The following is a 12039-nucleotide window of genomic DNA, read 5'->3' as shown; positions in this document are numbered from 1 at the left end:
TATCCTTAGCTTAAAAGCAACAGAAATGTCAGATGAGCTTTGTTTTAAGCCCATCATATTGAACGATATATTTTAAATTTCTGTATATAAAACAAATCTGTCTCCCCTACAGAAACTTGCCAATGTCAGGCCAGATTGTTTGGCTAACTGAATGGCCATACTGGTCGGTGCTGAAATTGAAGCTAGCAAGCTAATATTCAACTGCGCACATTTTCGTATCAGTTCATAACTTGCCCGACTGGTCATCACCACAAAACCTAAACTGGTGTCGTAGTTTTCTTGCGCCAAATAACCAATTAGTTTGTCTAAGGCATTATGGCGGCCAACATCTTCAAATAACGCCACGATTTGACCATCAACCACCCACGCTGCGGCATGTGCTCCACCTGTTAAAGCGGTAATTTCTTGCTGGGCTTTTAAATGGGAAATGGCACTCGGAATTTGCTCAAGCCATATTTTTGATGCATGCGTTGTAATTTTGGGAACATCTAACTGAAACTGCTCTAAGCTCTCAATTCCACATAACCCACAACCTGTACGGCCTACCATCATACGGCGGTGTTCTTTTAGTGCAGCAAATGCTCTCGATGAAATGGTCATTTCCACCGTAATTCCCAATTCACTTTGATGCACATCAAGCGCATATAGCTCTTTTAAACTGGTCAAAATACCTTCTGAGAGGCTAAAACCTTTGGCAAATAATTCGACATCGGTTGGTGTTGCCATCATCACCGCATGTGAAATACCGTTATACACCAAGGCGATTGGGTACTCTTGCACAATATGATCTAAAACATTTTCAGATTCGGTTTTGTTAAACCGCTGTACTTGTAATGTTTCAACCCCATAAGAATGTGGTGTCAAAATGATTTCCTTTATTTCAAAATGGCGCTTGTTTAGAGCGCCATTTGTTTGAATTACATTTTAAATATCGTGTTTGTTTTAAAGGCTGCTGACTTTTCTATCTGCATCTTCAGGGTCAACGGCTGTTGCCAAGTTAAAGTGCTCAGGTGCATTTCCGGGATGCAAAATCACAGGAACACTTTTTGATGCCGGAATCTTGGCATATTTATCGTGACTGCTTAATGCCACCAAAGGATTGGTTTCCGGATAGTAAGCCGCCAAGCTGCCGCGTGGAATGTTGTACGGCACAATACGAAAACTATGCACAATACGTTTCACACCATCCGAGAACACACTTTCAATATCGACCCACTGGTTTGCTTCAAAGCCTGCTTCATCAATATCGGCTTGGTTCATAAACAATACACGGCGCTGACCAAACACTCCGCGGTAACGGTCATCTAGACCATATAAAGTGGTGTTGTATTGGTCATGAGAGCGAGTGGTCATTAAGGTATAGACCTTACTTTCGGTATATGCCGCAGCGTACTGATTTTCCTTATCGGCATAAACCTCACTGAGCGGTGTAATCATAAACTGCGCTTTACCACTTTTTGTATTCCAGATGTGCTGATTGGCTGGATGTTCTAAGTGGAAACCACCCGGTTTATAGACGCGTAAATTAAAGTCATGGAACTCATCAAATACATCGGCAATTGAGTCGCGAATACGGTCATAGCTTTCGATGTACCATTTCCATTTAATCTGACTGTCTGGAAGTACCGCTTCAGCCATTCTTGCCACAATATCTGGTTCTGACAAAATATTTTTAGAAATTGGCGTGTTACGCCCCGCCGACAAGTGAACATTACTCATTGAGTCTTCAACCGAAATGGCTTGCGGGCCATGAAGCTGCTCATCAATTTCGGTACGGCCTAAACATGGCAAAATAAGTGCGTCTTTACCACACACCAAATGGCTACGATTTAATTTCGTTGTGACATGAACAGTTAAATCACATTTTCTAAGCGCTTCTTGAGTATATGGAGTATCTGGCGTCGCAACCGCAAAGTTTCCGCCCAAACCAATAAAGACTTTGACCTCGCCTTCAGCCATAGCTTTAATGGTTTCAACCACACCATGCCCATTTTTTCTCGGTGATTTAATACCGAACACACGGTCAATGCTATCGAGTAGTTTAGGGCTAGGCAGTTCATTAATACCCATAGTTCGGTCGCCTTGCACGTTACTGTGCCCACGAACCGGACATAGCCCTGCACCCGGTCTACCAATTTGACCACGCGCCAACAATAAATTTGCCAGCATATGTACGTTAGCAGTTCCGTGACGGTGCTGGGTAATCCCCATACCCCAACAGAAAATAGAGCGCTCTGACTCTAAAAAGAGTTTAGAGAGTTTTTCTAAATGTTCAGGTGACAGACCTGAGTGCTTATGAATATCTGCCCACTCGGTTCTTTCTACCTCGGCAATCATTTCATCGAAACCAACAGTATTGACCGCAATAAAGTTTCGGTCAAAAACGCTTGGTTTACCTGAGGCAAGTGCTTTTTTATCCCACTCATTTAAGTGCTTTAACATCCCTAACATGAGTGCATAGTCACCCCCAATTTTAGGCTGGAAATAATAACGACTAATTGGCGTACTGCCGTTGGTCATCATTTCAAGCGGTGCTTGTGGGTCTTGGAAACGCTCTAGGCCTCGTTCTTTAATTGGGTTAATCGCAATAATATTGCCGCCGCGTTTAGAAACTTCACGTAAAGTACCTAACATACGTGGATGGTTAGTGCCGGGGTTATGCCCAAAACTAAAAATAGCATCAGCTATATCGAAGTCATCTAGGGTGACTGTGCCCTTTCCTAAACCAATTGAGTCAAGCAAGCCGACACTTGTGGTTTCATGGCACATGTTCGAACAGTCTGGAAAGTTATTTGTACCAAAGCTTCTCACAAATAATTGATATAAAAATGCTGCTTCGTTACTGGCACGGCCCGACGTATAAAATGCCGCTTGGTCTGGGTTATCTAGCGCATGTAAATGTTGAGCAATGAGCTTAAATGCATCATCCCACGAAATAGGAACATATTTATCGGTTGCAGCATCATAACGAACTGGGTCGGTTAAGCGGCCTAGGTCTTCTAGGAAAAAATCGCTTTGTTCTGACAGCCAACTGACGGTATGCCCTGCGAAATATTCGGGAGTAACGGTTTTACTGGTCGCTTCAAAGGCAACCGCTTTGGCACCATTTTCACAAAAGTTAAATGCGTGAGCGTCTTTCTTTTCTGGCCATGCACAGCCGGGACAGTCAAAACCTGTAGGCTGGTTAATGTTGAGTAAGGTAATTGAGCCTTTGCCTAAAATATCTTGTCGCTTTAAGTTTCGGGCAACACTCAGCAGTGCGCCCCACCCGCCAGCAGGATGAGTATATGGCTCAATTCGCGCAAAACTATTATTTTCCTGTATGTGCTTTTGTTCTTCTGAATTATCCACTTTTTCATCCTCTTATCTTTTTTACACTCAACAGGCTCAGTGAAATCACAATTTAATTATGGTTTTATCAAAGCTACCCGCTGTTTACCTATGAGTAGAGTCTGCTTTTTATGTTATTGCTCATCTTTTAAAAGCCGGCTCAACCGCTCTTATAATATGTGCCATATTATTTACAATTACAATCATTCAGCCCAAGCACATTATTTATATAAAAACATATAAAACAATGACTTAAAAATTTAATAGCTGTAGTTTTTACAGATAAAAACATTATTGGGTTTCATTTTTAACAGTTTGAAAGCGTTTTAAAATTGACACTTACATGTGTTTATCTCTGGTTTTTTGGTATTAAGCAGTATAAAACAATGAGAAACTTATCCTTATTAGAGTATTTATGAAGGTTGTGATCGCCCCTGACTCATTTAAAGACAGCTTATCTGCTTTGAAGGTAGCGCAAGCCATTGCCAAAGGGTGGCAAGCGGTTTTTCCTCATGCAGAAACTGTTTTATGTCCAATGGCAGATGGCGGTGAAGGAACCATTGAAGCAGTTTTAGAAGTCTGTGATGGTCAATGGCGTGAAAAAACTGTAGTCGGGCCATTAGGTCAGCCTGTTCAGGCCAAATGGGGATGGTTAGAGCATCAGAAAATCGCCATCATTGAAATGGCTCAAGCGAGCGGCATACAGTTAGTTCCACCGTCTGAGCGAGACGCTTGCCACAGCACAACGTTTGGCACAGGCCAGCTTATTTTAGATGCCTTAGACGCGGGCGCAAAAGACATTATTTTAACCGTGGGCGGTAGTGCTACTAATGATGGTGGCACAGGTTTACTCAGTGCTTTGGGTGCTGTTTTGCTCGATGCCAACCAAAACGTTTTACCCGCAGGTGGCCTCGCTCTAAACAACCTATCACACATTGACTTAACACATTTCGACTCACGCATTCAGCATACACGGTTTTTACTGGCTGCCGATGTGACCAATCCACTTTGCGGTCCAAATGGCGCATCACATATTTTTGGTCCACAAAAAGGGGCTTCCCCTGCTCAAGTCCAGTTACTCGATGCCGCCCTTGCCCATTTTGCCGATATCTCTAAGCAACTTTTAGGTTTAGACAAACGAGATGAAGCAGGCTCAGGTGCTGCTGGCGGTTTAGGCTTTGCAGCCAAAAGTTATTTAAATGCAGACTTTAAAGCTGGCGTTAAAGTGGTGGCTGAACTAAACCAACTTAAGCATAAAATTGCTCATGCAGATTGGGTGATTACAGGCGAAGGTAAATTTGACCAGCAAACCTTAAGTGGCAAAACAGTTTTTGGGGTGAGTCAAATTGCTAAGGCGCACAATGTTCCAGTTATTGTCATTGCAGGCTCTTTAGGCGAAGGCTACCAAGCGCTTTATGAACATGGCGTTACAGCTGCTTTTTCACTCGCCAATGGCCCCATTACATTAGAACAGGCCTGTGAACATGCAGCACAACTCATTTATGAAAGAACCGTCGATATTGCAAGATTAATTCAATTTAGCCAAACCAGCTTAACGGATAACAAAGCTTAATCGGCTAATTTTAAAAGGCTCTCTTTACAGCTTTCCAATATTTCATCACTAAGGTTTGATTGGTCTGGGCATGCGCGAGACAAGGCAATTGCCCCCACAGATTGGGCAAGAATATTGATGGCTTGCTTTCTCAACTCTTCTGTTTCTAAAGAAACTTGTTTTGCTCGTTCGTTCATAATGAACTGAATAAGTTGCTCAATGCCTTCTTCAAATTCGACTTTTACTTCGTCTGGCTGTCTTGCTGCATCACAAGATAGCGCTGTTAGTGTGCAGCCCAAATCTCGATTATCTCGATGAGTGCGGGACACATAAAGCTGAATAAATTGAGTTAAGTTTAAACCTTCTATTCTTTTTAAAACCTGCTCAAGCCCATGTTTAACGGTAATTGAGACAAGGTCAGTCTTCGAAGTGAAATGTTTATAAAACCCACCATGAGTAAAGCCTGCGCTAGACATTAATTCGGCAATGCCGACCCCATCGTAGCCTTTGCTACGAAACAGTTGAGTCGCCTTTTCAACAATTTTATCTCGGTTTTCTTTTACCTGAGTTTTACTGACTTTCATGTTGGTGCGCTCACTTTTATTCACCCTGCTCGTCATTATTATACATTGATTATGATTGACATCAAAACCTGTATATTTTAGATTATAGTCATCATCTAAAAATTAAAGCGTGGAGACATCACATGTCAGCTCAATCAAAAGTACTTATTACAGGGGCTTCGTCAGGAATTGGTTCTGTTTATGCAGATCGATTTGCTCAACGTGGCTATCATTTAATCTTGGTGGCACGAGACACCAACCGTTTAGATAAAATTTCAAAAGATCTTCAAGAAAAATACGATGTACAGGTCGAATTTATTCAGGCCGATTTATCAAAGGATCAAGACATCAGTAAAATTGAAGATGTACTTAAAAACGATGCCGATATTGAAATTTTGGTAAATAACGCAGGTATTACATTAAGCGGGAACTTTTTAGCTCAAGATATTAAAGAAATTGAAACACTCATGACTTTAAATATGACTGCGGTGGTTCGATTGTCTCATGCTGTTTCAGAGCAACTTGTGCGTAAAGGTAAAGGCTCAATTATTAATTTAGGTTCTGTGGTTGGGTTGTCCCCTGAATTTGGCTCTACCATTTATGGGGCAAGTAAGTCTTTCATACATTTTTTTAGCCAAGGTTTACATTTAGAGTTAAAAGATCGTGGTGTACATGTTCAAGCCGTATTGCCTTCTGCCACTAAAACCGAAATTTGGGAACGTTCAGGCATCGACTTAAGCCAAGTTCCGCCATTAATGGATGTCAATAATTTGGTCGATGCTGCTCTAATCGGCTTTGATCGCAAAGAAACAATTACAATTCCTGTGCTTAAAGACGAAAATCAATGGAATAATTTTGAAAAATCACGTATCACTTTACTACCAAACTTTTCTTCGGCTGAAGTAGCTCAACGTTATAAAGCTAACTAGTATTGCTACCCACCTCTTAAGTAGGAAAATCTTATGAATGTTATTGATGCTCTCCGTAAGCGCCGTGCAATTAAACGCTTCGACCCTTCTTTTGAATTATCTGAAGATAACAAGAAAGAGTTATTACAAGAAGTTTTAGCAAATGCACCAAGTGCTTTTAACTTGCAACATTGGCGTCCAGTGATTATTGAAGACACTGAGTTAAGACAAAAAATTCGTGCAATTGCTTGGGACCAACCACAAGTTACAGAAGCATCTTTACTGATTGTATTATGTGCAAAAGTAAATACATGGGAAGTTGATGCCAAACGTGTGTGGGATGGTGCAACTCCAGAAGTTCAAAATATTATGGCTGGTGCAATTGACCAGTATTATCGTGACCGTCCACAAACTCAGCGTGACGAAGTGATGCGCAGTGCGGGTATTTTTGCTCAAACTCTGATGTTACTTGCCCAAGAACACGGTTTAGATAGCTGCCCTATGGACGGTTTTGACTTTGACGCAATGGCAAAGCTCATTAACTTACCTGAAGATCATGTGGTGTGTTTAATGATTGCAGTTGGTAAGTCGGCTTCCGAGCCTTACCCACGTGTGGGCAAACTTCCTTACGACGATGTGATTATTCAAAATACATTCTAAGTTGTAATTCAAATTTTAGGCTTTCATCCTATTTGTTCTTTTTATTATAAATAGCTGGAAGCCTTTAATTTAGTATTCATTTAGGCGCTAAAAATTATAAACTTGCGAATAGAAAATTAAGCGACTTTATTCCTATCATCTTCTATGTATGACATCGTAATATTAATTAAGCAGTCAACTAACTCTTCAAAAGTAAAACCCATATTTTCAGACGTAAAAAAGTTCATTGTTAAAGCGATACTTGAGTGAATTAAAATATAAACCATCATTTTTAAATTTTTGATTTTTAATACTTCTGGATGTTTCATCGCATATTCAATAGCTAATACATTTATCGCTTTCACAGCTTTTACCTGACTTGCTTCAGTACTGTATTTAGAAGAAACACTGAGCCAATAAAAATATTTATTATTATCTTTCGCCAAAAGTTCACCAATTTTTAAAAAAATTGTTCGGATTGCTTCAGGGATCTCTAAATCTAAAATTTCAGGAATCACCTCATAAATGGCTTTTGATATCTCCACAATGAAGTGTTGCTGCATCTCGATAAAAAGCGCGTCTTTATTTTTGAAATATTCATAAAAACTTCCCGATCCGACGCCTGCAATCTCACAAACTTTAAGTACAGTCGTATGCTCCAAGCCATTTTTCATAACAGAGATAAATCCTGCACTCACTATAGATTTAAATGTATTTTTCGCTCTATTTTGTTTTGGTTTTCTTGTAGTTACCTTCATTTTTTATCCTTATAAATATCCGGCTTTTTTCCGTATAAATTCATTGATAAATTCTAATAGAAATCAAAATTTGATCAATTATTTTTTAAAAGATGAGTTAGAAAAATGAATACAGCTCTAGCATCAAATCAAAAAATAGTTCGCCGTAATGTTGAACTTTCTTACGATGCGAATAAAAGTTACTCTTTTTATTATGAGGAAAATCCTGTTGTCACTTCTTTGTTTGTTGTACTTTCCGCAATGTTTCCTCCGGGTGAAATGTTTTTTATAGAAAGTATTAGAAACGTTCGAAGCCAAATTAAGGATGAAAACTTATTAGAAGATATAAGAGCTTTTATTGCTCAAGAAGCTTTTCATAGCCGTGAACATAAAACATTGAACAATCATTTCCTCCGTTCTAACTATCCTGAAGTGGTCGAAATTGAGGCTAAAACCAAAGCTCGTTTAGATAAATTACGTAAACTTTCAGCAGTCGAACAAGTCGCTGCTACCGTAGTGATGGAACATTACACAGCTACACTTGCTCGCCTATTGCTCACAGACCAGTTAATTAAAGAAAAAACTACGCAAGAAAGCAGAAATCTTTGGGAGTGGCATGCCCTTGAAGAACTTGAGCATAAATCGGTCGCATTTGATGTATTAAATGCGATAGGAGGAAATTCTAGCAAAAACAGAAAACTCGCTTTAGCTAGAGTCACAAAACTTATCATGCCTATTATGTTTGAATATTGGATCAAGATTTTAAAAAGAAAAGATATAAAATTCACCTTCAAACAATTGAAGGATGGGGTTTATTTAGGATTTGGCGGAGTTAATCGGTTAGGAATTTTATCTAAAGCATTTGTAGATATGCTTGATGTCAGAGACGAAGGTTTTAATCCTCTACATATGCAAACCGAACAGTTAGAAGCTGAATTTCGAGAAAAGCTTTTTGGCCAACAAGGGTTTCTCAAAGAAGCGCTGAGCTAGAAAAGCAATATATAAGGCCCTCATCTGAGGGCTTTTTCAGACTTAATTCTCTTTAAAAATGTGTAGAGATTACATAGGTTCGCTAAATTTAAACTGTCTTAAAAAGCGCACTAATAATCTCTCATTTTCATTGTTCTGTTCTGACATTAAAAGCTGAAGAATTGCGCCATCAATCATATATAAAAACAGTCTGGCATCAGTAAAAGAAACATCAGCTTTGAGTAATCGAAGTTGACTATAAATTTCATTGGTCAGCCATATTCTGTACCTCACCGCGGTTTGATAGGCATTTGGATAACTATTTTTAGTTTCAAAAATGGCCTTAAATAATAAGTAATACTGCCCTTCTAAGTTGGTATGTAATTCATAAAGATTCGTAAGTTTATCGATTGTGCTTGTGTCATGGTCGTACTCCACCATTGCAACCACTTGGTCTTGCAGCCGTTCTTTTTGCACAATTAGACAGATATCAATGAAGCGTTCTTTTGAGTGAAAATAATTATAAAACGTCATTTTATTCACTTCTGTTTCTCTCACAATTTTGTCGACGCCGACCATGTGAAAGCCACCGTAGTGGAATAAATCGATCCCTTTTTTGATAACCTCAAAAGCACGTGTTGGGAGAATTAAATTTGGCATAGTTTTACCGTTATAAAATTAAATTGTTGTTGTATATAAATGAGATATAAAAGCCTTTTACTTTTTAAAAGCTGAAAAAAAGGCGTAGCAAAGCCTATAAAGACTGTGCTTGGCACATCTCAAGTTTTATTGTTGCTGCAAGTTTTTAGTCGTGACGATTTAAAGCCTAATCAGCCGCATGGCGATCAAACTCGTTAAAAACTAAGTTGTGTTGTTATAGCATTTGGCAAAGGTTGCCAAGAAATAATGGATGTGCAAAGCCAACTCCTTTTTATTGGGAGTTCTGCCAGACATTTATAGAATTATGGTGGCAGAACGAGAAAGGGTTCGCAGACTAGTATTATCTCAAACTAGCACACCCGTAGGTGTCCCTCTCCCGTCCTACCGCTACGGGAAAGGAACGAGTGGCTACCACATATGAGTATTCCTCAGAAGGAATGGCTCTGATGCGGGAGATAATATTCGGTCTGCGACGACCGACTGGCAATGTGGCCAGCAGGCAAAGAATAGTGCCCAACCCTTTTGCAGTCAAGCATACAAAATGACATTTGTTTTAAATTAGATCATTAAAAAGTAAGGATAAATAATGAGTGAGTTATTGTTAAATGGGGGTTTATAAAAGCGGGTAAATAGCCTAGTAAGCTGCTTTAAGCTAGAAGAATTTCTTATAAGCTGAATCATGTTAAATAACCAATCAGTAAGAAAATAATTTATTAAAGAGACATAAAATGTCGTTCGTGTTCAAAACGATTAAAACATGTACTTAAAAAAGGGGAATGTATTCTAATTAATATTTTTCACAATAGAAATTTGGAGATAAGTTAGTTATGTCACGACCTGAGATACCAAATTTAAGAACTTGGCCTCGAAATTTGAGTACAGAATTGAATGGTGGGTTATCTACTCAATTGTATGGTGGGTTATCTACTGCAATTGGAGGTGGGATGTCTACATCATCAAGTAATATATATCGCAGTAATATTCCTCCATGGCCCGTATTTTTACTAGAATTAGAGAAACGAGGTTATAAAGGGCAAGTCCAATTAATTAGAAAACATACCCCATCATTTTTATATCCTGAAATTTTTTTAATCTAAAGATTTTCTAGAATTAATATAATGATTGTTATATGAAAAGCTCTAAATCGAAAAAATAATGAGATTATTCTCTTATTTTTAACTAAAGGTTACTGCTATAATCTTTAGTTCTCATTTATTTAAAATTATATTTTTAGGAGATAAATAATGAATGATGATAAACAGTACTTCGATCGTCTAGAAGAAGAATATTCAAATGAATATGGACATCAACTGTATGCAATTGATGAAGAAAAAGGAATCAAACATCATATTGGTAATGATTTAACATGGAACACTAGTTCTAGTTGGGCCATGGGGCAAGGTGAAATTCAGTTAACTAAGAGCGGATACTTTCCTTTAACATTAAGAAAAATATTTGATAATCGAGAAACAATGAATCATAAAGAAAAAATGATTGCAGAAATTATAGAAAGCACTCATTTGAAAGAAAACAGAGTAAGTTTTCCTACAAGCAAATATAACCGAAATAAATAAGATTATTTTAGATAGTTAAAACTGGTAATAAATTATTACTATAACTTATTACCAGTGAAATAATTAAAACTATGAAATTCTTACAAAAACATTCATAAAGCATTAAAATTGATTATTCTTTATCTATTTCTAGATATTTTATTAAAGTCATTCATATATTTATCTAGTATACCAGCATGATCTAGTAATCTAAAAGTATTCCGATCCATGGCATTCTCTTTGTGAGCTTCAGTAATACTACAAATTTCACATAGCTCAGATTTAGTATTTAATAGAGGTTGCGGACAAGCTTTACAAACTTTAGGGGCTAAAATAATTTCTTCTTTATTAAAAATAAAAGATTTACCATCTAAATCTGTAAAAAATGGTAAAGAAGAAGTTTTACTGATATTAATTTGATAGATTTTAAGATTATATCTTTTTGAAATTTCCAGCAATTTATGCTTATTTGGATCAGATATACTTTTTCCTAAAATGATAGATTTAATTGCTTTTATGGGAATGAATAATAAATCATTTGAATTTATAGTTTCAGTGTAATTACCTGTAGCTACAAAGCGACATTCTTTTTCATAACTCCAGTCTTCAAATTTAGAGAAATATGCGTTGTAGTGAACTATTTTATTAAGAAACATTAAATATCTAGGTTTTAAAGTTCCAGAAGCCATTTTTAAAGTTTTTGCTATATTTTCATCTGGCTCTGAAATATATTTCACATTCTCTATAGAGGCATTAGGAAAATATTGTTTTAATAACTCAAGATCGTATTCAATAACAAATCCCATTTGGTTACTTGCATAATGTGCCCACATGGGTAATGAAAGTACAGATTTAGAAAAACAAGAGGTTGGATATTGTGGAATTTCTTGAACTACATCATGATAAAAAGCTAAATCATTAGGGCCTACAGAGTTATCTACTCCTAAAAATAACTCATACGGATCGTTGTAATCTTTAGGTAAAGAACATTTAACAGCACAGAAATGATCTCTAGTAAAAATTTTTTCTATCAAATCATCATCTTTAGGAAAAAACTTAAATAATGCCATAATTAATAATACTCATAACTATCTTCTCAACTAGTGTTATATACTTACACTATTTTAT

12 protein-coding genes are annotated in these 12039 nt (G+C 37.5%); 6 read left to right on the top strand and 6 right to left on the bottom strand.

The genetic code is table 11. The annotated features are described in order from the left end of the window. Positions 1 to 72 precede the first annotated feature (72 nt). Together fdhD and ACH8JV_RS00055 are read right to left on the bottom strand one after the other, a co-directional pair. On the bottom strand, positions 73 to 864 hold the full coding sequence (gene fdhD, locus ACH8JV_RS00060; RefSeq protein ID WP_396519056.1) for a formate dehydrogenase accessory sulfurtransferase FdhD: 792 nt from the start codon (positions 862 to 864) through the stop codon (positions 73 to 75). Between the two features lie 78 nt (positions 865 to 942). Continuing rightward, positions 943 to 3351 (bottom strand): FdhF/YdeP family oxidoreductase, encoded by a 2409-nt coding sequence (locus ACH8JV_RS00055; protein ID WP_396519054.1) that lies wholly within the window; start codon positions 3349 to 3351, stop codon positions 943 to 945. Positions 3352 to 3745: 394 nt separating this feature from the next. Here ACH8JV_RS00055 and ACH8JV_RS00050 point away from each other — a divergent pair, with 394 nt between their 5' ends. Next, positions 3746 to 4903: a glycerate kinase gene (locus ACH8JV_RS00050; protein ID WP_396519052.1), complete on the top strand. Its 1158-nt coding sequence runs from the start codon at positions 3746 to 3748 to the stop codon at positions 4901 to 4903. On the opposite strand, the gene ACH8JV_RS00045 is transcribed toward ACH8JV_RS00050, so the two are convergent. Then, positions 4900 to 5466, bottom strand: coding sequence for a TetR/AcrR family transcriptional regulator (locus ACH8JV_RS00045; protein WP_209045442.1), 567 nt, complete (start codon positions 5464 to 5466; stop codon positions 4900 to 4902). The genes ACH8JV_RS00050 and ACH8JV_RS00045 overlap by 4 nt on opposite strands. 122 nt (positions 5467 to 5588) lie before the next feature. Here ACH8JV_RS00045 and ACH8JV_RS00040 point away from each other — a divergent pair, with 122 nt between their 5' ends. Further along, positions 5589 to 6374, top strand: a complete 786-nt coding sequence (locus ACH8JV_RS00040; RefSeq protein ID WP_396519049.1) for an SDR family NAD(P)-dependent oxidoreductase — start codon at positions 5589 to 5591, stop codon at positions 6372 to 6374. Positions 6375 to 6407: 33 nt separating this feature from the next. After that, positions 6408 to 7013, top strand: coding sequence for a nitroreductase family protein (locus ACH8JV_RS00035; RefSeq protein WP_311086751.1), 606 nt, complete (start codon positions 6408 to 6410; stop codon positions 7011 to 7013). 116 nt (positions 7014 to 7129) lie between these two features. Here ACH8JV_RS00035 and ACH8JV_RS00030 read toward each other — a convergent pair whose 3' ends face one another. Next, a complete protein-coding gene (locus ACH8JV_RS00030) occupies positions 7130 to 7750 on the bottom strand; it encodes a TetR/AcrR family transcriptional regulator (protein WP_396462386.1) in 621 nt (206 codons plus the stop codon). A gap of 105 nt (positions 7751 to 7855) precedes the next feature. On the opposite strand from ACH8JV_RS00030, the gene ACH8JV_RS00025 reads away from it, so the two are divergent. Next, positions 7856 to 8719: a metal-dependent hydrolase gene (locus tag ACH8JV_RS00025; RefSeq protein WP_016805063.1), complete on the top strand. Its 864-nt coding sequence runs from the start codon at positions 7856 to 7858 to the stop codon at positions 8717 to 8719. Positions 8720 to 8788: 69 nt separating this feature from the next. On the opposite strand, the gene ACH8JV_RS00020 is transcribed toward ACH8JV_RS00025, so the two are convergent. Beyond that, the gene (locus ACH8JV_RS00020) at positions 8789 to 9358 is read right to left on the bottom strand and encodes a TetR/AcrR family transcriptional regulator (protein ID WP_396519047.1); all 570 of its coding nucleotides are present in this window, start codon (positions 9356 to 9358) and stop codon (positions 8789 to 8791) included. 827 nt (positions 9359 to 10185) lie between these two features. Here ACH8JV_RS00020 and ACH8JV_RS00015 point away from each other — a divergent pair. Together ACH8JV_RS00015 and ACH8JV_RS00010 are read left to right on the top strand one after the other, a co-directional pair. Then, positions 10186 to 10455, top strand: a complete 270-nt coding sequence (locus tag ACH8JV_RS00015; protein WP_396519045.1) for a hypothetical protein — start codon at positions 10186 to 10188, stop codon at positions 10453 to 10455. Between the two features lie 147 nt (positions 10456 to 10602). Continuing rightward, complete coding sequence (locus ACH8JV_RS00010; protein WP_396519043.1) at positions 10603 to 10932, top strand: hypothetical protein; 330 nt, start codon at positions 10603 to 10605, stop codon at positions 10930 to 10932. 119 nt (positions 10933 to 11051) lie between these two features. On the opposite strand, the gene ACH8JV_RS00005 is transcribed toward ACH8JV_RS00010, so the two are convergent. Then, on the bottom strand, positions 11052 to 11981 hold the full coding sequence (locus tag ACH8JV_RS00005; protein WP_396519041.1) for a DUF2971 domain-containing protein: 930 nt from the start codon (positions 11979 to 11981) through the stop codon (positions 11052 to 11054). Positions 11982 to 12039 lie beyond the last annotated feature (58 nt).

It is taken from the genome of Acinetobacter sp. ABJ_C5_2, assembly GCF_044538485.1.
Classification (GTDB): domain Bacteria; phylum Pseudomonadota; class Gammaproteobacteria; order Pseudomonadales; family Moraxellaceae; genus Acinetobacter; species Acinetobacter nosocomialis_A.
The sequence above is the reverse complement of the archived record's forward strand: the minus strand, read 5'-3'. Positions and strand labels throughout refer to the sequence as shown.